The organism is Flavobacterium hercynium (assembly GCF_002217285.1).
In the GTDB taxonomy this organism is placed as follows: Bacteria; Bacteroidota; Bacteroidia; order Flavobacteriales; family Flavobacteriaceae; genus Flavobacterium; species Flavobacterium hercynium.
The window spans coordinates 1-25,480 of record NZ_MUGW01000004.1; the positions used below are offsets into that span (position 1 = coordinate 1).

The 25,480-nt window shown below is 34.8% G+C and carries 19 protein-coding genes; 11 read left to right on the top strand and 8 right to left on the bottom strand.

The annotated features are described in order from the left end of the window. Positions 1 to 129 precede the first annotated feature (129 nt). Entirely contained in the window at positions 130 to 573 is a 444-nt protein-coding gene (locus B0A66_RS02050; RefSeq protein WP_089048188.1) for an SMI1/KNR4 family protein, read from the top strand. A 97-nt stretch (positions 574 to 670) separates the two neighbouring features. Next, positions 671 to 1,096 carry a hypothetical protein gene (locus tag B0A66_RS02055; protein WP_123868195.1) on the top strand — a complete coding sequence of 142 codons (426 nt, stop codon included), beginning with the start codon at positions 671 to 673 and terminating at the stop codon, positions 1,094 to 1,096. Between the two features lie 47 nt (positions 1,097 to 1,143). Here the strand turns inward: B0A66_RS02055 and B0A66_RS02060 are convergent, their stop codons facing one another. The 3 genes from B0A66_RS02060 to B0A66_RS02070 form a co-directional block, all read right to left on the bottom strand. Beyond that, positions 1,144 to 1,326 carry a hypothetical protein gene (locus B0A66_RS02060; protein WP_089048190.1) on the bottom strand — a complete coding sequence of 61 codons (183 nt, stop codon included), beginning with the start codon at positions 1,324 to 1,326 and terminating at the stop codon, positions 1,144 to 1,146. Between the two features lie 370 nt (positions 1,327 to 1,696). After that, positions 1,697 to 1,948: a hypothetical protein gene (locus B0A66_RS02065; protein WP_089048191.1), complete on the bottom strand. Its 252-nt coding sequence runs from the start codon at positions 1,946 to 1,948 to the stop codon at positions 1,697 to 1,699. Positions 1,949 to 2,005: 57 nt separating this feature from the next. Beyond that, positions 2,006 to 2,344: a hypothetical protein gene (locus B0A66_RS02070; RefSeq protein ID WP_089048192.1), complete on the bottom strand. Its 339-nt coding sequence runs from the start codon at positions 2,342 to 2,344 to the stop codon at positions 2,006 to 2,008. Between the two features lie 1,022 nt (positions 2,345 to 3,366). Here B0A66_RS02070 and B0A66_RS02075 point away from each other — a divergent pair. From B0A66_RS02075 to B0A66_RS02095, 5 genes are all read left to right on the top strand, one after another. Then, positions 3,367 to 4,164: a PhzF family phenazine biosynthesis protein gene (locus B0A66_RS02075; protein ID WP_089048193.1), complete on the top strand. Its 798-nt coding sequence runs from the start codon at positions 3,367 to 3,369 to the stop codon at positions 4,162 to 4,164. A 1,194-nt stretch (positions 4,165 to 5,358) separates the two neighbouring features. Continuing rightward, a complete protein-coding gene (locus B0A66_RS02080) occupies positions 5,359 to 6,114 on the top strand; it encodes a helix-turn-helix domain-containing protein (protein WP_089048194.1) in 756 nt (251 codons plus the stop codon). A gap of 61 nt (positions 6,115 to 6,175) precedes the next feature. Continuing rightward, positions 6,176 to 7,330, top strand: a complete 1,155-nt coding sequence (locus B0A66_RS02085) for an FAD-dependent oxidoreductase (RefSeq protein WP_089048195.1) — start codon at positions 6,176 to 6,178, stop codon at positions 7,328 to 7,330. A gap of 217 nt (positions 7,331 to 7,547) precedes the next feature. Further along, entirely contained in the window at positions 7,548 to 9,863 is a 2,316-nt protein-coding gene (locus B0A66_RS02090) for a type IA DNA topoisomerase (RefSeq protein ID WP_089048196.1), read from the top strand. A 76-nt stretch (positions 9,864 to 9,939) separates the two neighbouring features. After that, positions 9,940 to 10,431, top strand: coding sequence for a DUF6265 family protein (locus B0A66_RS02095; protein ID WP_089048197.1), 492 nt, complete (start codon positions 9,940 to 9,942; stop codon positions 10,429 to 10,431). Between the two features lie 272 nt (positions 10,432 to 10,703). On the opposite strand, the gene B0A66_RS02100 is transcribed toward B0A66_RS02095, so the two are convergent. Then, on the bottom strand, positions 10,704 to 11,864 hold the full coding sequence (locus B0A66_RS02100; protein ID WP_089048198.1) for an MFS transporter: 1,161 nt from the start codon (positions 11,862 to 11,864) through the stop codon (positions 10,704 to 10,706). A gap of 157 nt (positions 11,865 to 12,021) precedes the next feature. Here B0A66_RS02100 and B0A66_RS02105 point away from each other — a divergent pair, with 157 nt between their 5' ends. From B0A66_RS02105 to B0A66_RS02115, 3 genes are all read left to right on the top strand, one after another. Then, positions 12,022 to 12,747, top strand: a complete 726-nt coding sequence (locus B0A66_RS02105; RefSeq protein ID WP_089048199.1) for a DUF4198 domain-containing protein — start codon at positions 12,022 to 12,024, stop codon at positions 12,745 to 12,747. A 145-nt stretch (positions 12,748 to 12,892) separates the two neighbouring features. Further along, a complete protein-coding gene (locus tag B0A66_RS02110; protein ID WP_089048200.1) occupies positions 12,893 to 14,209 on the top strand; it encodes an APC family permease in 1,317 nt (438 codons plus the stop codon). Between the two features lie 638 nt (positions 14,210 to 14,847). Further along, entirely contained in the window at positions 14,848 to 17,763 is a 2,916-nt protein-coding gene (locus B0A66_RS02115) for a S8 family serine peptidase (RefSeq protein ID WP_089048201.1), read from the top strand. Positions 17,764 to 17,900: 137 nt separating this feature from the next. On the opposite strand, the gene B0A66_RS02120 is transcribed toward B0A66_RS02115, so the two are convergent. Beyond that, the gene (locus tag B0A66_RS02120; protein ID WP_089048202.1) at positions 17,901 to 20,534 is read right to left on the bottom strand and encodes a valine--tRNA ligase; all 2,634 of its coding nucleotides are present in this window, start codon (positions 20,532 to 20,534) and stop codon (positions 17,901 to 17,903) included. Between the two features lie 771 nt (positions 20,535 to 21,305). Here B0A66_RS02120 and B0A66_RS02125 point away from each other — a divergent pair. Continuing rightward, positions 21,306 to 21,686 carry a DUF1573 domain-containing protein gene (locus B0A66_RS02125; RefSeq protein ID WP_089048203.1) on the top strand — a complete coding sequence of 127 codons (381 nt, stop codon included), beginning with the start codon at positions 21,306 to 21,308 and terminating at the stop codon, positions 21,684 to 21,686. 75 nt (positions 21,687 to 21,761) lie between these two features. Here the strand turns inward: B0A66_RS02125 and B0A66_RS02130 are convergent, their stop codons facing one another. From B0A66_RS02130 to B0A66_RS02140, 3 genes are all read right to left on the bottom strand, one after another. Further along, positions 21,762 to 22,247: a hypothetical protein gene (locus B0A66_RS02130; RefSeq protein ID WP_089048204.1), complete on the bottom strand. Its 486-nt coding sequence runs from the start codon at positions 22,245 to 22,247 to the stop codon at positions 21,762 to 21,764. A gap of 106 nt (positions 22,248 to 22,353) precedes the next feature. Next, on the bottom strand, positions 22,354 to 24,528 hold the full coding sequence (locus tag B0A66_RS02135; protein WP_089048242.1) for an OmpA family protein: 2,175 nt from the start codon (positions 24,526 to 24,528) through the stop codon (positions 22,354 to 22,356). A gap of 10 nt (positions 24,529 to 24,538) precedes the next feature. Further along, positions 24,539 to 25,474: a PorP/SprF family type IX secretion system membrane protein gene (locus B0A66_RS02140; RefSeq protein ID WP_089048205.1), complete on the bottom strand. Its 936-nt coding sequence runs from the start codon at positions 25,472 to 25,474 to the stop codon at positions 24,539 to 24,541. Positions 25,475 to 25,480: the final 6 nt, after the last annotated feature.

The window sequence follows — 25,480 nt, forward strand, 5'->3', positions numbered from 1 at the left end:
ATTTTTGACGTACACAATTGTACGAAAAATTTCTTTTAGTAAATAGAATAAGAGTATGGTAATTAAAATATTTATGTGAATCAATATTTTTATTAAGTTCAATAAAAATTTCCTAATACAAAATAAAAAATGGAAAATGTAATAAAAAGAATTGAAGAACTTGGCTACAAAACTGAAGGGCTTGACAATGAAAAAATAAAAGAAATTGAAAACTACTATAAAATCTCTTTACCTCTTGAGTATAAATTATTTTTAGCGAAAATTGGGAAAACAGGAGATAAGTTCTTAAGAGGTGAAGATTGTTTTTATGATAGAATCTTTGAATTGAGAGAATATGCGAATGAGTTGCTAAAAGATGATAATAGTGAATTCAAATTGAAAAAAGAACATTTTGTTTTTTATTCTCATCAAGGCTATATTTTTGCTTTTTTTGACACTTCGTTAAAAGAAAATTGTCCAATATATTATTACTTTGAGGGAGATTTAGAACCAAAAATAAAATACGATTCGTTATCAAGTTTTTTTGAAGAGCAATTAGAAAACCATATTCTATATTTAAAAACGAGAGGTTAGAAATCTTCTGTCAATAGTCAAAAGCGAGACGCTCGCGTTAGCCACGGGAATATTTCCTAAGATAATGCTAGCTAAGGAAAATAAAAAAAAACGAATTATGTTATCGAAAATATTATTTAAAAATATAGTAATTTTTGACTTGCCCGAATTTAGTTTCACAATAAAATTCCCAGAATCATTATGGATTTATAGAAGAGTTAGTAAAAATCAATTTTGGTTTGTTAACAAGAAAAATAATCAAGCATTAATTTTAGAATATTTTAATGACAAGATTTATAATGAAGAAATTATTAAAGATGAACTCAATTATATTTTTTCATCTACAAAAATTGGTCATTTTAATTCATTTTTAAAATGTATAAAATTTGTTGAAGATTCTATTTCGCAATATGAATGGATAATAATAGATTCAGATAAAAAGTTTTTATTTTCATATTCAATTTTAGATAAGAAAAGTGAAGAAGAAAAAGATAAAGAATATGAGGAGGCTTTTTCAATTTTAAATACTCTAAAAATTAAATAAAATTTTAATTATTTATTTTCCTCGCTTTCTTTCACTTCTTATTTTTATTAGTTTTTTTTACCCTTTTCCTTTTTTTTTATTTCTACAATTCGTCCAAATTTAATGTCGTTTTTAACAGTAAGTGAATCTATTCTTTCGTTAAGTGAATCAAGCCCTTTTAAAGTCTCTTCGGAAAGAACTACTTCTTTTGCTTTTTGATCGTTTTTAAAATCATCATTATCTTTTTTCATATTTCTAATAAATGTAAAACATAAAAAAAATAACACTAACACTAAGATAAAGCAAATGTATTTTATGTGTTTTTTCATAATTACTCCTTAAACCTGCTTTCAAATATAATTAATACTTTTCATTCAAACCATTATTTCCCATTCTAAGCGCCATCGCCACGAAAGATGTTGTACACCTACAAGGTTTTGAAAACCTTGCAGGAGTGCTAACTAAAACATTTGGTTGAATCGTAATTACGATATACTACTTTTTTTATTTCTAGAGTTCATTACTAAATTATAACCTGATTTACCATTTCTATTTCGTTTCCTGCAAGGTTTTCAAAACCTTGTAGGTATTTCAGATAATTTCTTAAGAACCTGCCTTCAATCAAATAGTATCACTTTCAAAATAAGGATCTAAAACTTCGGCTAATTCGTTCAGCCAAAAATAACCGTCTTCTACGTTTTCTATCTCGAGCTGAAGCGTTTCGTCTTCTCGCATAATGCCCAAAGCAACTATAAAGTTTAGTTTTCGGATCATCTTCGCCATTACTTTGGCTTCTATTTTTTTATTAAAAAATTCTATCAATCTTGTTTCTTCTTGTGTTGAAAGAATACTTACTGCATCTTCTAATTTCATTTTTGAGTTTTATTTTTTTTATTAATTGATTTCTTCATTCCGAATGAAGATGTAACTTTAATTAGTATCATTCTGCAAATGAATCGCATGCAAATTATCTAATAATTGCATCTCTTCTCCTGGTAAAAGTTGTAATGCGATTTCTAGTAAAGTCAATACGTTAATATCTGAATCAGCTGTAAAAGGCGATAAACTTTTAGCCTCATTATTAAGCAAAATAATACTTGCTTTAAGCAAATCAGAAACCATCATATTCAACTCATTATAGCAAGAAACTTTTATCGGTATTTTAAACGTATTTCCCCTTTTATTTTCTGATTTTAGCTTTGTGAAAAAGTTTAAATTTTTCATTGATTCTAATAATTCAGCAACTTGATGTGTATGTTGTGTTTCCATTATAAATTTCAGTTTATTGTAATGTTTTGTATTAGTTTTTCATCAAAACAAAATTACAAGCAATAACTTTCTTTTATGTGATCGTATACAATCCATTGTATACAACCGAAATTTATAATGCTTTTGATTTCATTTTACAGGGATTAACCACAATCTTGTCTTTTCGACGTCAGGAGAAATCTTCGTTAGCAACTCGCCAAAGATTGGAATTACTTTATGGAGCTACTTGCGAAGATTTCTCCTTCGTCGAAAATACATAAAATGCTTGGATCACTTTGATGTTGTGAGCAACTTGCTCGAAAAGAAATAAAATGTGTGGATAACTTTGATAGAGTGAGTAACTTGCTCGAAAAGACAAAAAGAAACTCATAAAGAGCCAGAGGCTCGGCCGATATTGTAGAGCCGGATTTTAATCCGGTTTTACAAGTAACAGAAAGAAAAAAAGATCCATAGGATCGGCCGATATTACATTAATTGCAAAAAAAAGCTAATCGAAATCGGTCGTTCCTATGGAACTTTGTGTTACGATCGCTGCATAATCAACGGATTAAAATCCGTTGCTACAAAATGTACCGTTCCTACGGAACTTCATAGCAAAATATCTACGTTCCTATAACTAAAGAATAAATAAGTCTGTATTTTTAAAACAAGAAAAAGAAACTCATAAAGAGCCAGAGGCTCGGCCGATATTGTAGAGCCGGATTTTAATCCGGTTTTACAAGTAAGAGAAAGAAAAAAAGATCCATAGGATCGGCCGATATTGTACAATTTGCAAAAAAAAGCTGATCGAAATCGGTCGTTCGTACAGAACTTTTTTTACGATCGTCACATAATCAGCGGATTAAAATCCGTTGCTACAAAATGTACCGTTCCTACAAACTTTAAATAATTTACCGAATCTCTTTGTATCTTTATTGCATAAATCTCTGATCATTACTGAACACCAGCTTTATAAAAAATGTTGAGGTTTTATTGTGTTCAAAAAACGATACATACAATTCTAAACTTATATAAAATAAAAAATGAAGACCTATTTTGTAGACTCTTTTACAAGTGAAAAATTTAAAGGAAATCCGGCTGCGGTTTGTTTACCTGACACAGAACTAGACAGCAAAACGATGCAAAGTATTGCTACAGAAATTGGTTTTTCTGAAACGGCATTTATCAAACAAATCTCTGACAACATTTACAGGATTAGATTTTTTTCGCCAAAGACTGAGATTCCGTTATGCGGTCATGCTACATTGGCTTCGTCGAAAGTGCTTTTTGATACGACTACATTGGAGAATATAAAATTTATAAACTTTGATAATGTCGAATTGTATATTGAGAAAGTAGGCAACAAAATCAAAATGCAATTTCCTGTTTACGATACTGAAGAAACTGAAGTACCTCAAAAATTGATCGATGCGCTTGGCATTTCTGAAGTTTTGAATAAGAGATACGGTCCGAAAAATAAAATAATCTTACTTGAAATTAAAAGTGCATCTGAATTAGCCAGTTTAAAACCTGATTTTACTGCTTTGATCAATTCGCATACGGGAATAAGCGGTGTTTTGGTCACGGCTGTCTCAGACAATGCAACTTTTGATTTTGAGTACCGCTATTTTTGGCCGTGGTCAGGCAGTAATGAGGATCCTGTAACGGGTGGTGTTCAGACTTTTTTGACTAAATATTGGGTCGAAAAACTAAACAAAACAAAATTGAATGCTTTTCAATCTTCGTTAAGAACCGGGACAATGAGTGTAGAACTTGTAGATGATAAGGTTTTTATTTTAGGTGAAGCTGTTAAGGTATTAGAAGGTCAATTTGTTTTATAAGTTATTAAAGAGCCAGAGGCTCGGCCGATATTGTAGAGCCGGATTTTAATCCGGTTTTACAAGTAATAGAAAGTAAAAAAGATCCATAGGATCGGCCGATATTACATTAATTGCAAAAAAAACGGATCGAAATCGGTCGTTCCTATGGAACTTTGTGTTACGATCGTTACATAATCAACGGATTAAAATCCGTTGCTACAAAATATATCGTTCCTACGGAACTTTAAAACGCAAATATCATTAAACACAAAACAAAGAGCCAGCGGCTCGGACGATATTGTAGAGCCGGATTTTAATCCGGTTTTACAAGTAACAGAAAGAAAAAAGATCCATAGGATCGGCCGATATTACATTAATTGCAAAAAAAAGCTAATCGAAATCGGTCGTTCCTATGGAACTTTGTGTTACGATCGCTGCATAATCAACGGATTAAAATCCGTTGCTACAAAATGTACCGTTCCTACGGAACTTCATAGCAAAATATCTACGTTCCTATAACTAAAGAATAAATAAGTCTGTATTTTTAAAACAAGAAAAAGAAACTCATAAAGAGCCAGAGGCTCGGCCGATATTGTAGAGCCGGATTTTAATCCGGTTTTACAAGTAACAGAAAGAAAAAAAGATCCATAGGATCGGCCGATATTACATTAATTGCAAAAAAAAGCTAATCGAAATCGGTCGTTCCTATGGAACTTTGTGTTACGATCGCTACATAATCAACGGATTAAAATCCGTTGCTACAAAATATATCGTTCCTACGGAACTTTAAAACGCAAATATCATTAAACACAAAACAAAGAGCCAGCGGCTCGGACGATATTGTAGAGCCGGATTTTAATCCGGTTTTACAAGTAATAGAAAGTAAAAAAGATCCATAGGATCGGCCGATATTGTATTAATTGCAAAAAAAACGGATCGAAATCGGTCGTTCCTATGGAACTTTTTGTTACGATCATTACATAATCAACGGATTAAAATCCGTTGCTACAATATAAATCGTTCCTACGGAACTTTACATAAATTATCTCATCTCCAATGCTTTTGCGAGCATTTGAGTCCTAGCCCTGATGGTAGCGGCATCCTTTTTCTTGCTTCTTTAGCAAGGAAAAGATATAGCGGACAGCAGGATTAGCTCCTAAAACTTAAACTTGAAAGGCTAACATCTTCGTACCTTAGCAGCACAAATCTTTTATTATGAACCATGATTTCTACTACAAAGCTATTGAGCCGGACAAATTACTTCTTGACTTTGTAGAAAATATTGGTATGTTTCATAACAAATCAGACCATGACATGGAAGTTGTTTTGATGCCGGATGGAAGAATTGATTTGTTTTTTATGCAATCGGAATCGGGTTTGCTTGAGACTACGCTTATTGGGTTGGAGAATGTTCCGGAACAACAAATTATTCGGGCGAATACGCTGGCTTATAAAATTAGTTTTAAGCCTTTGGGAGCTGAATATCTTTTGCAGACTTCTATTGCGGGTATTTTGAACAGTGCCACCATTTTACCTCAAGGTTTTTGGAACATCAATCCGGGAGATTTAAAAGATTTTGATGCTTTTAAGGAAGTAATTATTCCGAAACTACACCAACTTTTACCTACTGCGATTGACGAGCGAAAACGCCAGCTTTTTGATTTGGTTTATGCTTCCAACGGTGAAATTAAGGTTCAGGAACTTGCGGAAAAAATAGCGTGGAGCAGCCGCGAAATCAATCGGTATTTTAATAAACAATTCGGACTTTCTTTGAATGCTTTTTGTAAAATTCTACGCTTTAAGGTTTCTTTGGAACATATTGCAAAAGGCAGACTTTTTCCGGAATTAAACTTTACGGATCAAACGCATTTTATTAAGGAGATTAAAAAATTCTCGGGCGTGGTTCCCAGCGAATTGCTAAAAAATAAGAATGACCGATTTATACTATTATCTGTTCTAAAACAGCAATAATTTTGTCCCAACGAAAGGCTTAAAAGCTGAAAGGGATACAATTAATATAAAATTTAGACACATGTTATTAGAGAATAAAAAGGTGGCAATTATTGGCGGTGGTCCTGGCGGACTGACTTTAGCCAGACTTCTGCAATTGCAAAATGTAGCTGTAACGGTTTACGAAAGAGATCTTAACAAAAATGCCCGTGTTCAGGGTTCGACACTGGATTTGCACGAAACCTCGGGATTGGCGGCAATTCGAAAAGCCAATTTACTTGCGGAGTTTAAAAGTAATTTTCTGCCAATGGCGGATAAAACGGTAATTACGGACGATCAGGCAACGGTATTTTTTAGCGATCATGACACGGATCATCAGGAAGATTTTGGTGATGCGCATTATCGTCCCGAGATAGACCGCGGTGCGCTTAGAAAGATTTTATTGGAATCTTTGCAATCTGAAACGGTGGTTTGGGACAGTCAATTTTTGAGTATGGAACCACAAAACGAAGGTTGGTTGCTAAACTTTAAAAACGGACAATCTGCTTATGCTGATATCGTAATCGCTTCTGATGGTGCTAATTCTAAAATCAGACCTTACTTAACGGATACTAAAGCCTTGTATTCGGGCATAACGATGCTGGAAGGAAATATTACGGAATCTACTAAAACAACGCCAAATATTGCTGCTTTGATTAAGGGTGGAAAAGTAATGGCTTTTGGGAATACGAAAAACATATTACTAGGACAAAAAGGGAATGACAACCTTGGTTTCTACGCCAGTTTTAAAACGGATGAAAAATGGGCATCGACTAACGGACTTGATTACAGCAATATTCCGCAAGTAACAGAATGGTTTACAACTGAATATCCTGAATGGAGCACGGTTTGGCAGGAATTGTTTGAGAATGCTTCTTCGCCTTTTATTCCACGTCCGATTTATTACATGCCTTTGGACCAAAACTGGAAAACGCTTCCTAATCTTACCATGATTGGCGATGCGGCTCACGTTATGCCTCCGTTTGCGGGTGAAGGTGCTAATATGGCGATGCTGGACGCTTTAGAATTAAGTGAATATCTAACTTCTGATGATTTCAATACGCTTGAAGAAGCTATCTCTTCCTTCGAAACCAACATGCGCCAAAGAGCAGCAGAAGCAACGCAGGAATCTCTTGAAAATGGCGAGAAAATGCACGCACCAGATGCTTTACAGACGATGTTAGCATTTTTTTCTTAGTTTTTTTTAAGGGACAAAGGTTCAGAGGTACTGAGGTTTTTTTATTGGGATTGAAAGATTGAAGAATTGAAAGATTTAAAAATTGAAAAAACTTAGCTTCTTAGAAACTTAGTACCTCAGCCACTCAAAAACTAAAAAACCTTTGTCCCTTTGCTCCTCTGAGCCTTTGTCCCTCAAAAAAAAAAGACTAATTTCGCTCTTTAATTTGAAGGAGAAAATGAAGGTCTGTATTGCTGAAAAACCAAGTGTAGCGCGAGAAATAGCATCCGTTTTAGGAGCCAACACCAAACATGATGGCTACTTTGAAGGAAATGGTTATGCGGTAACGTATACTTTTGGGCATTTGTGTACCTTAAAAGAACCTAATGATTATAAACCGCACTGGAAAAGCTGGGATTTGAACAATCTGCCCATGCTTCCGGAGAAGTTTGAAACCAAGGTGGTGGAGAATTCCGGGATTCAGAAGCAATTTAAAATTGTAAAAAGTTTGTTCGACCGCGCCGATGTTGTCATAAACTGCGGGGATGCCGGGCAAGAGGGAGAACTGATTCAGCGTTGGGTAATGAATGAAGCACACTACAAAGGCGAAGTACAACGCTTGTGGATTTCGTCTCTTACGACAGAAGCCATAAAAGAAGGTTTTGATAACTTAAAACCATCTGCCAATTACGACAATTTATTCTACGCGGGCTTTTCGCGTGCGATTGGCGATTGGTTATTGGGAATGAATGCTACCCGATTGTACACGGTAAAACATGGCGGATACAAACAGGTTTTGTCTATTGGTCGTGTGCAAACGCCAACTTTGGCAATGGTTGTGGATCGGTTTAAGGAGATTGAGAATTTTAAACCTCAACCGTATTGGGAGTTGCAAACGTTATACAGAGAAACGCTTTTTAGCTACGAAGAAGGTCGGTTTTTGAATAAAGAAGACGGACAAGCGTTGGCCAATAAGGTTAAAGAAAGTGAATTCGAAATTGTTTCGGTAGAGAAAAAGAACGGAAACGAATATGCTCCAAAACTGTTTGATTTAACGGGCTTGCAGGTGTATTGCAATACAAAATTTGGTTTTTCGGCAGATGAAACACTCAAAATTGTGCAGACGCTCTATGAGCAAAAAGTAGTTACCTATCCCAGAGTCGATACGACGTTTTTACCCAATGATATTTATCCGAAAGTACCGGGGATTCTGCAAAAGCTAACAAATTACGCAACTTTGACGGAACCGCTTTTGGGGAAAAAAATTAAAAAATCGCCTAAGGTTTTTAACGATAAAAAAGTAACGGATCACCACGCTATTATTCCAACCGGAATACAATCGAACTTGCAATACAATCAGCAACAGGTTTACGACATCATTACAAGACGTTTTATTGCTGTTTTTTATGATGATTGTTTGGTTGCTAATACGACTGTTATTGGTAAAGCTGCTGATGTCACGTTTAAAACTACGGGAAAAGAAATCTTAAAAAAAGGTTTTCGTATTGTATTTGAAGATCCGAACGCTAAAGAAAAAGAAGCAGATATATTACCAAGTTTTGTGGTAGGAGAAAAAGGACCACACGAACCTTCGTTTTTAGAAAAAGAAACCAAACCACCCAATCAGTTTACGGAAGCAACGCTACTGCGAGCAATGGAAACGGCTGGAAAACAGGTTGATGATGAGGATTTACGCGAATTGATGAAAGAAAACGGCATTGGTCGTCCGTCTACTCGTGCGAATATCATTGAAACGCTTTTTAAGCGTCAATATATTGTTAGAAATAAAAAACAGGTCTTGCCTACTCCAACCGGAATTCAGCTTATTGATACGATTCAAAATGAATTGATTAAGTCAGCTGAGCTTACTGGTTCCTGGGAGAAGCAGTTAAAGGATATCGAAAAAGGAACGTTTACCGCGGGTGCTTTTATCAAAAACATGAAGCGCATGGTCGAAGCTTTGGTTACGGAAGTACGAAGCGAAACCAGACACGCTAATATTTCGCATGCTCAAAGTGTTCAAAAAGAGGTGGTAAAGGTGGAGAAGAAAAAAGCTGCCGGAATTTTAGCCGAAACCTGCCCAAAATGCCAGAAAGCGACTTTGATTAAAGGAAAATCTGCTTTTGGATGTGGGAATTATAAAGCGGGTTGCGATTTCTTATTACCATATACTTTTGCTGATAAAAAAATATCTGAAAATCAGTATTTAAGATTGGTTCAAAAAGGATCTACTGTAAACATAAAAGGTTTTAAAACCGAAGCGGGAACCGTAGAAGGTTTAATTCGCTTTGAGGAAAACTACAAACTTAAACTGGAAGTTAAAAAAACGGCTGCCAAAGCAAAACCGGAAACAAAAACAGAAACCGCATCTGATGCTCTGACCTGCCCTAAATGTAAAAAAGGCACGATCATGAAAGGCAAAACGGCTTATGGCTGTGGCGATTATAAATTGGGTTGCGATTTTAAAGTCTCTTTTGATGATGTTAGAGCTCAACTAAAAGACCAGAAACCAACAAAAGAACTGGTGTATGCGATTTTAAAAGACAACGCTTAGTGTAAAAACTAAAACTGTTATCTAAGTTTTTTTTTCCTAAATTAGTGGTTATAATTAACACCAAAACCCTAACCTTATGAACCAAAAATTTACTCTTAAAATAACTTGTGCTGTTTTACTGGCTACTATTGCTTCCTGTCAAAAAAAGGAAACAATCAAAATAAATAAAATCAAAACGGCTGAATGGCTTATCGGCAACTGGGAAACCAAAACACCAGATGGTACTCTTACCGAAAGCTGGCAAAAGGTAGACGACAGTACTTTTAGTGCTACTTCTTATTTTATAAAAGGAAAAGACACTTTGCATAACGAACGTATCATTCTTTCTCAAAAAGGAGAAAATCTTACCTACAGCGCTACTGTAAACGGTCAGAACAATGACAAGGCTATTGATTTTCCTTCTACAAGCGAAACAGATACTAAATTGGTTTTCGAAAATCCACAACATGACTTCCCTCAAAAAATAACGTATACTAAAACTGCTAATAATACCGTAACAGCTCAAATTACAGGGAAACTTCAAGGAAAAATAACGACGGATACGTTTTTAATGGCTAAGAGCCGGTAAATCGTTTATTTGTTGATTTGTTTAATCGGTTATTTGTTGAACTGTTGATTTGTTGGAACGCTAATTTGTTAAACCGTTAAACTGTTGAATCGTTAAATTGTTAGGCCGGTTATTTGTTGGAACGTTTATTTATTTATTTGGAATATTTTTAAAATTTAAAGATTGAATGATTTAAAGATTAAAAAAGATAAACATTGAACAATCAAACAAATCAACAATCAAACGACGAACCAAATTAACGATTTCAACGATTAAACAAATAACCGATTAAACTACTCATCTTCTCCTATCTTATTCACCATTAGAATCATAATTGCTCCCAGAAGCGACATGACTAAGAATGCCCATTTCATACTTAAAAATTCAGAGATGAATCCTACCATTGGCGGTACGATTAGAAATCCTAAATAACCAATAGTTGAAATAGAAGTTAAGGCTGATCCGCTGCTGAGACTTTTTGAATTTCCTGCTATGCTAAATACAAGCGGAACGACACAGGAAACACCTATTCCGATTAAAACATAACCAAAGATGGTTGGATAGATATAAGGCAACACGAAGCAAATTAAGAATCCTAGTGTGATAAAGATTCCGCTATAGAAAAGAATGTTTTTGATTCCGAATCTGGTTACGGCGTAATCGCCTAAAAAGCGTCCGGCTGTAACTGCGGTCATAAAAAATACGAATGCCGCTGTAGTAAGCTTAGGTGAAGCGTGCAGTATGTTTTGAAAATAGATTCCGCTCCAGTCGTACATTGTATTTTCGCATGCCATAGAAACAAAACAAATTAAGGCAAACTTGACAAGGTTTTTATCCGGCATAGAAAAGAATTTCTTTTGCTGAGGTACGGGTTCGGTATATTTGGTAAGCGGATAAAAACAGGCTGTAACGGCCATTAAAAAAATACTAATTCCTAATAAGTGATACGATGGGGCAATATGCTGGGTTACCATGACATATCCTAATCCGGCTCCTGCGAATCCAGCCAAACTCCAAACAGCATGAAACCTCGTCATAATCGATTTTGAATATAATTTCTGTACTTCGAGCGCCTGAGCATTCATCGAGAGATTCAGTATATTTCTGGAAGCACCAAAAATCAATAAAATAAGGACCAATTGCCACACAAATGCGCTAAAACCCGGTAATGACAAAACAATGTTGAACATAATAGCGCCCAAAAGCATGCAGGATCTACTGCTGTATTTGTTTAGTAACTTACCTGTAAAGGGCATTGTTAACATCAAACCAATGGGAAAAGCAAATAATACGGCACCAAACTCGGCTTCGCTTAAATGCAATTGCGCTTTTATATGTGGAATACGGGAAGCCCAAGAGGAATATCCAAAACCGGAAAGGAAAAAAAATACGGTGTTGGCTAATCTAAATCCTTTTGGCGAACCTTGTATCTTTTTAAAAAAAGGAATAATCATGTAATTGTTTCAATAGAATTGACTGCAAATTTAGATCATTTAATAAAAAACCGTAACGTTAAAAAGTAATATTTCTTATTGTTTAATTTTTAATTGTTCTAAATAAGGCTTAAGTTTGTGAAAAATATCAAATTAATAATTTTTTAAACCTGATCTTATGAAATCAAATACTCTTAAAGGGATACTCGTTTTACTTTTAATGCTTGTTGCAACTCCTCAATTATTTGCTCACGCACTTTGGATAGAAACTAAAGCAACCGGTACAAAAGGAAAAGCACAAGAAATTTCAATTTACTTTGGCGAATTTTCAGATAACGATATTACAGAAGCTGCTAAGTGGTTCTCTGACCTTAAAGATTTTTCTTTGGTAGTAATCAGTCCATCAAAAAAAGAAATTAAACTTACCGCTACTGCTTTACAAAACAAATATCAGGCATTTTTTACTCCTGACGAAGATGGTGTGTATACTATTGCGATGCACCACACTGTAAAAGATGTTTACGGAACAATGAAATTAGATTACAACTCAAGCGCTAACGTTACAGTTGGTAACAATACAAAAGGAAATGAAGCTACTGCTAACACCAATGCTATTAGTGTATTTTCTAAAGATGTAACTACTGCAAAACAAAAAACTAAAATCAACGTAAATGCTTTGTACCAGGGTGCCATAGCAAAAGAGCAAAAAATAAAAGTAATTGCTCCTAATGGATGGGAAAAAGAATTATGGACTAACGATAAGGGAGAAATCTCTTTTACACCACTTTGGTCTGGAAACTACATGGTTGAATTTGCTTATACTGAAAAAGCTCCGGGAGAACTTAACGGAAAAAAATACGATGAGGTATGGAAAATGGCAACGTACCTAATTGCCGTTAAATAAGTTTTCTCCAAAAACATATTAAATTAGACTTCTAAACCTTGCTCGCTGAGCAAGGTTTTTTTCTTTTAATGAAGAAAATAATTTAATTTATAATTACTTTTGTTTTCAGTAAGCTTAAATTACAAGCTAATAAAAACGTCAACACATGAGCGATACCAAAAGAAACCAATTAAAAAAGAGTTTAGGATTAAGTTTTAATATCGCGGTATTAATTGGAGGAACAATTGGAGTTGGAATTTTACGCACACCGGGTACGATTGCATCAATGCTCGATAATTACTGGCTTATTATTGCTTCGTGGATCATTGGAGGTTTATATGTTTTAATTGGTGCTAATTCTTATGCAGAGCTTGCCACCATGCTTCCTAAAGCGGGAGGTTCGTACAACTACATCAAAAGAGCTTTTGGCGATTATGCCGGTTTTCTCTCAGGCTGGTTTGATTATATTACGAATGTAATTCCACCTGCTTTTTACTGCATCGTTATTAGTGAATATACTATTATTTTGTTTCCAGGTCTGGCAAATTACGCTACTCCTATTGCAATTGGTTTATTAGTAGCTTTTGTTCTACTACATTTAAGCGGCGTAAAAAACGGCAGTGTTATTCAGCAAATAACCAGCTTGCTAAAAGTGGTTTGTTTCGTAGCCTTGGTGGTAGCGTGCTTTATGTATACCGGCGTAACTTTAGCTCCGGTTCCTAAGGATAATTCTTTCTTTCACATTGGTTTATTGTTTGGCTTTTTCAAAACATTACAGCTTATCATCGGAACGTATAATGGCTGGAACAGCGTTTGCTTTTTTGCAGAAGAAAACGAGAATCCAAACAAAAACATTCCACGATCGTTGTATAGCGGTGTCTTGTTAGTTGTGGCTATTTACGTTTTGGTAAATGTGGCCTTTTTTCATGTTTTATCTGTTGAAACACTTTCTAAGTCTAGCTTGGCTGCAGCCGATGTTGCCAAAATTATCTTCGGAAAAAACGGCGCTATGATCGTTACTGTTATTTCTATTTTTTCACTCATTAGTATCCTAAATGCTTTTATGATGATTCCGCCAAGAATCTTATTCGGCTTAAGCAGAGATGGCTTTTTTATCGAAAAAGGAACATCTGTAAACAAAGGCGGAACTCCTATTGTTGCCTTGCTCGTTTCTTCTTTATTCAGTTTATTTTTAATTTGTATTGGCTCTTTTGAAGCCCTGTTTTCATTTGCTGCCTTTACTTCTATTATCGTTTGGGGATTGTCTTATTGTTCACTGCTTAAACTTCGAAGCTCAGAACCGGACTTGCCAAGACCTTACAAATCTTTGTGGTATCCGTGGACAACGATTATAGCAATTGTTTCTTCCTTAATCCTGCTTGGTGGCTTTATTTACAGCGATCCCAAAAGCTTTATCATCATTGTGGGTATTACACTTATTTCTTATCCTTTGTTTTTGTTTTTGAAAAGATTTAGTATTTAGTACTTAGTACCTAGTTTTTAGTGCTTAGTTTTTTTAGTACCTAGTTCTTAGTACTTGGCTTTTTAGTTTAATCATGCCTTAAAAAGATTACACTTACTTTGCACTTTTATGTTACGCGGATGATGCTGATTCGCTTTGCGAAAACGCGGATTTATACTGATTTTATACTTAGTACCTAGTCTTCGATTTTAGTATGTATTCTATAGTGCTTAGTAGTTAAAACTTCGCGCTCAAAAATTTATGCCTAATACTGAAACTTTATACTTAGCAATCAACACTAAAAAACTAAATACTAAGAACTACACACTTATAACTAAGTACTAGGTACTAAAAACTAAGTACTAAGTACTAAAATTACAATTAATTAAAAATCAGGTATTTATACGCTTTTTATTCTCATTTACTTTAATGAGCTTTGTTTAATGCAAAGTAATTTCATACAAAACATACCTTCTTTGTAAATAAAATTGACAGATTAATTTTTTCAGAAGTATTCTATATTAACCTTTAATATTTAAATTATGAAAATGAAAATCAATTTGCTGCATGCTTTTTTTGGAGTCATCAGCGACAGAAGTCCTCCGCATTTGATATTGATACAATCACGTTAATTATTACCCCATAAAAATCAAAATCATATGAAAAATATCTACAAAATTATTTTATTTTGTGTGAGCGGAATGATGTATTCCCAAACACAAGATGACATTGAAACGATTAAATCAAATACCAATGTCACAGAACTTGAGTCTTTAAGCAAAAGGTATGAAGCCGAAGCAATTACAAAGAAGCAAAGGGCTATTAGTCTCGCCCGAGTAAACGGCTGGCCACTGACATTTATTAATAAAGATGGTACGCAAAGCGAACTTATGGATGTTTCGCCAGACGAAAAATCTCCAGTGTATTTTACTCCTGACAATGTTGATGCCGCCAAATCAACACGTGCTAATTATCTTAATTCCGGTGGTGGTTTGGGTCTTGCTCTCAACGGACAAAATATGACCGCTTATGTTTGGGACGGAGGTGCTACACTTCCTACACACAACGAATTTGGAGGAAGAGTTACTATTGCAGATGGTGTTACAACTATTGTTCCCACAAGCAATAACAGCCAGCATGCCAATCATGTCACGGGAACTATTGTAGCTGCAGGTGCAGTTCCGCAGGCAAAAGGAATGGCTTTTCAGGGAAATGCCAGAACTCATGACTGGAATACTGATTTATCTGAAGCTACAACTGCTGCAACAAATGGAATGTTGCTCTCCAATCACTCGTACGGATGGGGAATAAGAAATGCTTCAGGAGCCGTTGTTATAGCACCATGGAGATTTGGAGCTTACGAAACAATTGCAAGACAGTGGGATGAATTAATGTTTAATGCTCCTTATTATTTGATGGTAAAATCCGCTGGAAATGATGGTACTGACAATACTGCCAATACAAGTCCACTAGGAGGATTTACAAGCTACGATAAGCTTACCGGAAATGCCACTGCAAAAAACAATCTTGTTATTGCTAATGCTCAGGATGCTGTCATAAGCAGTACAGGAGCGTTATCAAGTGTTCTTATTCATAGTTCAAGCAGTCAGGGACCTACAGACGATTTAAGAATCAAACCTGATCTTACCGGAAACGGAAGCGGTCTTTATTCTACGGCTACACTTACAGCAGCAATTACACCCTTGACCAATAGCAGTTACGGATCTGCAACTGGAACGTCTATGGCTGCTCCAAATGTTACCGGAACATTACTTTTGCTGCAACAGCATTATAAAAACAAAACAGGATTTTTTATGCGTGCTGCAACCTTAAAAGGATTAGCCTTGCATACCGCAGATGATGCGGGTGCAGTTGGTCCCGATGCTATATTTGGCTGGGGTTTACTGAATGCCAAATTTGCAGCAGAAACGATTACAAAAAAAGGAACGCTTGCTATTATAGATGAAAACACCTTAAATAGCGGCTCTACATATAGTTTTACTGTAACATCTGATGGTGTTAATCCGCTAATTGCTTCTATCTCATGGACAGATCCTGCCGGTGCAGCTTACTCAGGAAGTACTCCGAATGTTGCTACGGCCAAATTAGTTAACGATCTTGATATTCGGGTAACGAATTCAGCAGGAATTAATTTCCCATACCGATTATTATCTGCTACTACAAACGGATTAGGTGACAATACTAAAGATCCTTACGAGAAAATTAGAATTGTTGGAGCTGCCGGTAATTACACCATAACAGTTACACACAAAGGAACTTTAGTTACTGGTAATCAAAAATATTCTTTGATTGTTACCGGAATAACGGCGCCGTTAGTTGACCTTTACATCAAAGACAGACCTTACGATACAGGAGTGGAACCAAATTCTGATACGGGTCCAATGTGGATAAGCGATGATATCTGGGTGAGACAAAACGCAGATGGAGGTCTAGTACATGAAAACCCTGAATACAAAACAAGTTCACCAAATTCAGTATACGTGAGAGTTTATAACAGAGGAGCAGCTACAAGCACTGCTGCCAAAGTAAAACTTTATTTTGCAAAGGCTTCTTCGGGACTTATGTGGCCAACTAATTTTGTAAATTTCTTTGTTGGACCTGTTGAACATGGTAATTTTATTGGCGAAGCACATATTCCGGCTATAACAGCAGGCAGCAGCTCCATTGTACGAATTCCGTGGTATCCGCCAAATCCGGCTAGTTATACGTATGATCAGCACCATTTTTGTTTAGCGGCAAGAATCGAAGCTTTTGGTGATCCTATGTTCAATGAAGGAATCAATACTAGTATTGCTCCAAATGCACAAAACAATAATAATATTGCCTGGAAAAATCTAAGTGTTTATAATTTAAATACCACTGATGTAATTTCTCCAACGGCTGTTTTTATTAGAGGAGTGCGATCTAAACTTATAAATGTGAGATTTGCAGATAAAGGTTTTAATGAAGATTTAAAATACAATTTCTTCGAATTGGGCGGTACCATAGAAGCTACACTAGACGAGCGTTTATTTGAAAAAGCGCAGGCAAACGGAAGCTTAAAGGGAGTAAAAATAATTGATAAAAATAAAATTCTTATCACTTCGAACGAGGCTGCCATTACTAATCTGCCTATCGATATTGGCGAAACCTTCGGAATAACATTTGATTTTAGAATAGCAAAAGAATTGCCGGAAGGAGAGCAAATTACGTTAGATTTCATTCAGGAAGATGCGCGTAAAGGCGAGCTGGAAGGTGGTGAACGTTTTGCCCTTGTACGAGCAGGAAAACCAAACACTAAAACAAATGAGATACTGCTTGCAGAGACAGAAGAATCCCGAGTGTTTACTATTTATCCAAATCCTACAGATGGAATTTTTAAAATAAGTGTAAACAGTAAAGAGCAGGGAACTTTAAAAATCACAAGTATCTATAACGGAGTTGTTTTTGAACAAAAAACAAATAAAGAAAAAGAATTCAATGTAAACATAGCCAAACAAAATGCTGGAATTTATATTGTTCAGTTTATTTCTGATAAGGGAATTGTAACCACCAGAAAGATTATCAAGAACTAATTTCTGACTTACAATTTTATTAATTTGAATCGAAAAGAAACATCTTTTTTGCCCCAGCATTCAAATCACTATTAAAGAAAAAGCCCAATACTAAAAAAATAGTATTGGGCTTTTGTATTAAAATGCTAAACTGTTTTTTATTTCAGTCCGGCTAAGCTTTGCTCGATTGTAGCAATTTTTGCCAGAGCATCTGCTTCTTTTTGTCTTTCGTTTGCTAAAACTTTTTCAGGTGCTCCACCAACAAATTTTTCATTTGATAATTTTGCCTGAACAGATTTTAAGAAACCTTGCGTGTAAACTAACTCTGCTGTTAGTTTTGCAATTTCTTCCTCAACATTTATATTTCCTGAAATCGGAATGAAATATTCATTTGATTTTACACGGAAAGATAACGCACCATCTACTTTATCTGAAACGTATTCGAAAGCTGAAATATTTCCAAGTTTCACTACAACTGAATCAAAGTAAGTGGTAAGCTTTTCATTATTGATTGCTTTTAATTCTAAGCTATCTTTAGAAGCAATGTTTTTCTCTTTTCTAATCGTTCTAATTCCTGAAATTACGTCAGTTGTACTTTCGAAATCAGCAATTAAGTCGGCATTAAATGGTTTCAATTCCGGCCATGTCGAAACGATTAAAGCTTCTTCCGGAGTTCTGTCTGCAATTAAATGCCAAATTTCTTCGGTAAGGAAAGGCATAAACGGATGCAACAATTTCAAGTTGCTTTCTAACATTTCGATTGCTTTGTCAAACGTTGTTTTATCAATTGGTTGTTGATATGCCGGTTTAATCATTTCCAGGAACCAAGAACAGAAATCATCCCAAACTAATTTGTAGATCGCCATCAATGAATCTGAAATTCTGTATTTCTCAAAATTGTCTTCGATATCAACTAAGGTTTGCTGTAACTTCGCTTCGTACCATTCGATGGCTACTTTAGATGATTCCGGCTGCGGAATAGTTTCAGAAACTTCCCATCCCTTAATCAATTTAAAAGCATTCCATATCTTATTAGAAAATGCTTTTCCCTGATTACATAATTCTTCATCAAACATAATATCGTTTCCTGCAGAAGCACTTAAAAGCAATCCTACACGAACACCATCTGCACCAAAAGTATCAATTAAATCTAAAGGATCAGGAGAGTTACCTAATGATTTAGACATTTTTCTACGTTGTTTATCACGTACCAAACCTGTTAAGTATACGTTGGTAAATGGTTTTTCACCTGCATACTCGTAACCTGCAATGATCATTCTGGCAACCCAGAAAAATAAAATATCCGGACCTGTTACCAAGTCATTTGTTGGATAATAATATTTATAATCTTCGCTTTCCGGATCCATAATACCTCCAAAAACAGACATTGGCCATAACCAAGATGAAAACCAAGTATCTAAGGCATCAACGTCTTGTTTAAGGTCGTTGGTTGTTAGTTGTTGGTTGTTGGTTCTTTCTTTAGCTAAAGCTAATGCATCTTCGATGTTTTCAGCAACAACAAAATCTTCTTTTCCGTCACCGTAATAGTAAGCCGGGATTTGTTGTCCCCACCATAATTGACGCGAGATATTCCAATCACGAATATTGTTTAACCAATGTGCGTAAGTGTTTTCAAAACGTTTTGGGTGCAATTTAATATCTCCATCTTCTAAAACCGATTTGATCGCCGGTTTTACTAAATCTTCCATCTTCAAAAACCATTGATCAGATAATCTTGGTTCGATTACCGCCTTAGTTCTTTCTGATGTTCCTACTTTATTCAAATGGATTTCGGTTTTAGCCAAAGCTCCAATTTCTTCTAATTCTTTTGCAATTTCAGTACGAACTACAAAACGGTCTTTTCCCTGATAGTGTAATCCGAAGCTATTAAGTGTAGCATCTTCATTAAAGATATCAACGATTTCAAGATTGTGCTTCTCTCCTAACGTTTTGTCATTCATATCGTGAGCCGGAGTTACTTTCAAACATCCGGTTCCGAATTCTACATCTACGTATTCGTCTTCAATAATCGGAATTACTCTGCCACAAATAGGAACGATTGCTTTTTTACCTTTTAGATGTGTAAAACGCTCATCATTTGGGTTAATACAGATTGCTGTATCTCCAAAGATAGTCTCAGGACGTGTTGTTGCAATAGTCAGAAAATCTTCTGATCCTTCTATTTTATATTTTAAGAAAAATAATTTTCCTTGTTGCTCTTCATAGATAACTTCCTCATCAGACAAAGTTGTCTTAGCCTCAGGATCCCAGTTTACCATTCGGTATCCTCTGTAAATCAACCCTTTGTTGTACAAATCAACAAATGACTTAATTACAGATGCTGACATATCCGGATCCATAGTAAATTTGGTACGTTCCCAATCGCAGGAAGCACCTAATTTTTTAAGCTGATCTAAGATTACACCACCATATTTATCTGTCCATTCCCAAGCATGCGCTAAAAACTCTTCGCGTGTCAGGTCATTTTTATTAATTCCTTCTGCTTTTAATTTTGCTACTACTTTTGCTTCAGTTGCAATAGAAGCGTGATCCGTTCCCGGAACCCAGCAAGCATTAAAACCTTTAAGACGCGCTCTACGAATTAAGACATCCTGAATTGTATTATTCAACATGTGCCCCATGTGCAAGACTCCAGTGACATTTGGTGGCGGAATTACAATTGTATAAGGCGTTCTATGATCTGGCTCCGAATGAAAATAATTGTTTTTCATCCAGTAATCATACCATTTATTCTCGATCGTTTTAGCGTCAAATTTTGCTGGAATTGTCATTTAATTTATTGTTTATTATATTGTTGAACCGTTAATTTGTTTAATTGTCAATTTGTTGATCTTTCTGACTGTTAATTCGTTTATTGTATTATTTGCCAATTGTCTGTGTAATGGATACCTAATCCAGTAACTTTTACACAAATAAACAAAATTATCCGCTATTGAATAAAATCGATTTAACGATTAAACAAATTAACGGTTAAACAAATTGTTGATCTTTCTTACTGTTTATTCGTTTACTGTATTGTTTGTATTTGCTTATTATCTGTATTCTGTATATTCATACTTAATCGAGTAACTTTTATACAAATAAACAAAATATCCGCTATTGAATACAATCGATTTAACGATTAAACAAATCAACGGTTAAACAAAATTGTTGATCTTTCTGACTGTTTAATCGTTTATTATATTGTTAAACCGTTAATTTGTTGATTTACGTTAATGTATAATCGATAACTGCTGAGTAACTTTTACACAAATAAACAAAATTATCCGCTATTGAATAAATCGATTTATCGATTAAACAAATCAACAGTTAAACAGATAGCCAAAATATCCGCTATTGAATACAATCGATTTAACGATTAAACAAATAAACAGTTAAACAAATTAAAGAATAAACAAATCAACCCAAATTATTGGTTCAGTTTTTGTTATTATATCTTAAGCAAAAGTAAATAATAAAGTACACTATAAAAAGCGAAATAATAATTTGTGTATTAATTAAAACAAAGTATATTTACTTACAACTTATAAATATTTGCAAAAATGAAAAATGTTGCCTCTTTTATTGTAATTCTATTATTCAGTGTAGTAGGTTACTCACAAAACGGCCCAAAGATTGAATTTGCTGCCCCAGACAATACAATTGATTATGGAAAAATCTCGAAAAGCGATAATGGTGTTCGCTCTTTTGATTTTAAAAATACGGGAAATGCTCCATTATTGATCACATCGGCAGAATCTACGTTAAGTTCAATAGTCGTTACAAAACCGGCTGCAGCTATTATGCCCGGACAACAAGGAAAAATTGACGTAAAATACAATATGGCCGCAGGACCAATTCGTAAAACAATTACAGTTGAAACCAATGCAGTAAACTATCCGGAAGGACGTGTTGCTCTAAAAATTAAAGGCGAAGTACTGTAACAACTTTACTTTCTAAAAAATGCAAAGCCGTTTCTAAAACTAGAAACGGCTTTTTTTATGCTCTTCATTTGATGCTTATTTTGATCCTTCAGGACAATCGGCAGCCGAAAACTTATATTTTACACGATCAAAATCGATAGGCTGGTCTTTAACTAAGTACGAAACGCCCATTGTAGTTTGTATTGTTCCGTTACCCACGATAAGCTGTTTGTCTTTTTTCAAAAGTGCCATCGGATTTTTAAACGTGTTTTTACCTTCTTTTCCTTCAACGAAAGTGTAATCTACAAACAAGGTATCTCCGTGAAATTCTCCTTTAACAGTACCCATTTTCTCTTGTGCATTGGCTACTTTCATTACCATGTCGCCACTTACTTTTCCGCTTTCTAAAGTATTTAATTTTAAATCGAGAGTGTCTTTTTCATAAATGGCTTTATAGCATTCCACATTTACTATTTTCTCTGTAACAGTCTGTGCCGCGTCCTCTTTTTTGGTTTCTTCTTTTTTACAGCTTTGAAGTCCAACGCAAGCCAAAAGCAAGCATGGTATAATTACATTTTTCATAAGTACAGTTTTAGTTTGATTTATTATGTGTTATAAAATTAAATAAAAAAGAAGCTAAAAAAAAGCTTCTTAATTAAAATTGGGTTTACTATTGTCTAAAATGTATTTACAAACCTGTAATTACAAATTCGCTTCTACGGTTTAATTCGTGTTCTTCTTCTGAGCAGGCATCATCTGTTACACATTTGATAATAGGTACAGATTCTCCGTAGCCTTTAGCAGTAACTCTCTTCTGATCGATTCCTGATTCTATTACAAAATCTCTACTCGATGAAGCTCTTTTTTGTGATAAGTTTTCGTTGAACTTATTGTTTCCTCTACAATCGGTATGCGATCCTATTTCAATTTTCATATTAGGATACTTTTTCATCAAGGCTACCACTTTCCCCAGAACTACTTTAGATTCCCTACGAATGTACCACATGTTGTAATCAAAATAAATTGGTTCTGTTCTAATAAGCAACCTGCCTTTGTCGTCTTTGTAAATATCTTTTTCGTCTATTAAAATCTGTTTTTCTTTTTCTTTTTTCTTAACTGCTTCTTCCGCTATTTCTCTCGCTTTTTCTTTTTTCTTAGCCTCAACAGCAGCAATCTGATCTGCTTTCTTTTTTATAATGGCTTCTTTTAGAGCAAGCGCATCTAAGATTTCTTTTTCTTTTTTCTCTTTCTCTAATTGCTCTTCTTCTTTCTTTTTATTTTCACTAATTAACTTTTCTTCTAATTTGATAACTTCTAAAGATTTCAATGTCATAGAACCATCATTGACAGCGTCTCTTACTTTCCCTGACGATACATCTCTGGAATTACTAGTATAATTATCTTTTGAAGCCAAAACCGTAAACGAATTTTCGCATAATACCTGAAAACTAAATTTCCCATCAGCCGCTGTTGTGGCCGAACCAATATTATTTTTCTCAGAATCCTGCAATTGTACTGTAGCATTTTCTAGTGGTAATTTCGTATCTACATCCGTAATAATTCCTGCAATAAGCTGTTTGCAATCTTCTACAACTAAATCTTTTATTTCTTTTAATTGATAGATATCATCGCTTCCCTTTCCTCCTTCTCTATTCGATGCAAAATAACCTTCTTTGGTATTAGAATCTATATTGAAAGCAAAATCGTCTGCATTTGAATTTAATGGTAAACCGATATTAACCGGCTTACTATATTCTTTTCCATTAATTTCAGATACAAAAACATCTAATGATCCGTATCCTAAATGCCCTTCTGAAGAAAAATAAAGTTTATTATCGTCTGAAACAAAAGGAAATTGTTCTCTTTTATCGGTATTGATCGTTGGTCCTAAGTTTTTAGGCGTATCAAAAGCTCCTTTATTAATGTTTACGGAATAAATATCAAACGATCCTAAAGAGCCTGGCATGTCTGAAGCAAAATAAAGAACCGTTTCATCTGCGTTCAATGCCGGATGCTCTACGGAATAATTTGAACTATTAAACGGAAGTGAGGTTACATTTTTCCATTTTCCGTTTATAAACTCGGCTTTAAAAATTTGAAGATTTGAAATCTTATCGTCATTCTTTCTCTTGCTTCCATTTTTAGAATTGTTTCTTGTAAAATACATGGTTTTACCATCTTTGGTAAAAACAGCATTTGACTCGTGCATTCCGGTTTTCAGCTCTTTGGCAAAATAATGCGCAATAGAATCAGCTGAATTGATATTCTTTAATGGTACAGCAACCAAATTCAAATAGGTTTCATTATCCCATTTAAATTTCTTGTCAAACAATCCGGGTTTCAATTTTACTCCGGCAAAAATCAGACTATCATTGTGCTTTACAGCTCCAAACTCTGAATTTTTGGTATTCAATGCCAAATTTGTAATTACAAAACGGTTACCAATTGCAGAAACATTTTCGAGTTCTTTTAGTGCTTTTTCAAAATATACAGAATCCTGAGGATTACCTGACTTCGTATAATAGGTTCTTAGTGCCGCATTGGCATCGTCATTACTATTGGTTGCTTTTAAGGTGTGTGCATATCTAAAATAGTAATTTCTATCCAGATCTTTGTTATAGCTCTGAACCAAAAGTCGGTAGTAACGTTGCGCCTTTATTAGTTTATTAGTATAATAGTAAGAATCAGCCAGATTTTTAATTACTTCCTGTGAAGGTTTACTCTCCGCTAATTTCTCATATAATATAATGGATTCTGCGTAATATGTTTTATCAAAAAATCGTTTGGCTCTCAGCAAATCCTGATCTTGTGCATTTATAAACTGTATCGAAAATACGAATATAATAACGAGTAGTTTTTTCATATTTTTCATCTTAAAAAAATCTTGGTGATTTATCAAATCCTTTACCCAACAAATCTAAATTGAATAACAGCATAATTTCGTGTGTACCGGAATTAAACTGTCCTAAATTCGAAAGCGTATGATCGTATGCGTAACCTACACGCATTGATGGTGTAACGTTTATACTCATTAGGCCACTGAAAGCATCACTTACACGATATGCTACTCCTAACTCAAACTTGTCATTGTACAAAACATTCGCCGTTACATCAACAGAAACTGCTGATCCGGGAACAATTTTAGACATGAATGCAGGTTTTACTTTAAACATATCATTCACCTTGAAGACATATCCTGCGGTCAGGAACGCATGTATTGCCTCGGATCCATAAGCATTGATTCCTGATTTTTCTTCAATATGTTTTGAGCTCAAAAGATTAGGCGCTGATAATCCAACGTAGAAATTATCTCTAAAATAGTAGGCTCCTACACCAATATTAGGTCTGGTTACATTTATATTTTCGGCGAAAGCCAAATCTGTAGCAACATTTCCGCTTTGTAAAACAAATCCATTAAAATTGGTCTGCAAAGAAGTAAATCCTGCTTTTATTCCGAACGAAAGTTTGTTTTGCCCGCCTAAATCTACGATATAAGCGAAATCAGCATAGACATTATTTTCTTTTTTGGCTCCGTCACCAATATCATCTGAGATTAATGACAAACCAACTTCTATTTTATCGCTTAATGAGGTGTGTCCAAAAAAAGTAAATGTTTTGGGTGCACCTACAGCTCCCGCCCATTGTGTTCTGTACAATCCGCCTAAATTTAGCATTGCCGGTGTTCCGGTTGCATAGGCTGGATTTACAACACTCATATTATACATATAATGTGTGTACTCCGGATCCTGCTGTGCAGAAACAGAAACGGTAAGAAGGAGAAAAGATATAAAAAGTATTATTTTTTTCATTTGAAA

Bases quoted from the DNA above. Each gene is read 5' to 3' on its own strand.
- B0A66_RS02070 (WP_089048192.1), bottom strand. From the start codon at position 2,344: ATGGAAACACAACATACACATCAAGTTGCTGAATTATTAGAATCAATG.
- B0A66_RS02095 (WP_089048197.1), top strand. From the start codon at position 9,940: ATGAACCAAAAATTTACTCTTAAAATAACTTGTGCTGTTTTACTGGCT.
- B0A66_RS02075 (WP_089048193.1), top strand. From the start codon at position 3,367: ATGAAGACCTATTTTGTAGACTCTTTTACAAGTGAAAAATTTAAAGGA.
- B0A66_RS02085 (WP_089048195.1), top strand. From the start codon at position 6,176: ATGTTATTAGAGAATAAAAAGGTGGCAATTATTGGCGGTGGTCCTGGC.
- B0A66_RS02080 (WP_089048194.1), top strand. From the start codon at position 5,359: ATGAACCATGATTTCTACTACAAAGCTATTGAGCCGGACAAATTACTT.
- B0A66_RS02090 (WP_089048196.1), top strand. From the start codon at position 7,548: ATGAAGGTCTGTATTGCTGAAAAACCAAGTGTAGCGCGAGAAATAGCA.
- B0A66_RS02050 (WP_089048188.1), top strand. From the start codon at position 130: ATGGAAAATGTAATAAAAAGAATTGAAGAACTTGGCTACAAAACTGAA.
- B0A66_RS02060 (WP_089048190.1), bottom strand. From the start codon at position 1,326: ATGAAAAAAGATAATGATGATTTTAAAAACGATCAAAAAGCAAAAGAA.
- B0A66_RS02130 (WP_089048204.1), bottom strand. From the start codon at position 22,247: ATGAAAAATGTAATTATACCATGCTTGCTTTTGGCTTGCGTTGGACTT.
- B0A66_RS02115 (WP_089048201.1), top strand. From the start codon at position 14,848: ATGAAAAATATCTACAAAATTATTTTATTTTGTGTGAGCGGAATGATG.
- B0A66_RS02140 (WP_089048205.1), bottom strand. From the start codon at position 25,474: ATGAAAAAAATAATACTTTTTATATCTTTTCTCCTTCTTACCGTTTCT.
- B0A66_RS02110 (WP_089048200.1), top strand. From the start codon at position 12,893: ATGAGCGATACCAAAAGAAACCAATTAAAAAAGAGTTTAGGATTAAGT.
- B0A66_RS02065 (WP_089048191.1), bottom strand. From the start codon at position 1,948: ATGAAATTAGAAGATGCAGTAAGTATTCTTTCAACACAAGAAGAAACA.
- B0A66_RS02135 (WP_089048242.1), bottom strand. From the start codon at position 24,528: ATGAAAAAACTACTCGTTATTATATTCGTATTTTCGATACAGTTTATA.
- B0A66_RS02105 (WP_089048199.1), top strand. From the start codon at position 12,022: ATGAAATCAAATACTCTTAAAGGGATACTCGTTTTACTTTTAATGCTT.
- B0A66_RS02100 (WP_089048198.1), bottom strand. From the start codon at position 11,864: ATGATTATTCCTTTTTTTAAAAAGATACAAGGTTCGCCAAAAGGATTT.
- B0A66_RS02125 (WP_089048203.1), top strand. From the start codon at position 21,306: ATGAAAAATGTTGCCTCTTTTATTGTAATTCTATTATTCAGTGTAGTA.
- B0A66_RS02120 (WP_089048202.1), bottom strand. From the start codon at position 20,534: ATGACAATTCCAGCAAAATTTGACGCTAAAACGATCGAGAATAAATGG.
- B0A66_RS02055 (WP_123868195.1), top strand. From the start codon at position 671: ATGTTATCGAAAATATTATTTAAAAATATAGTAATTTTTGACTTGCCC.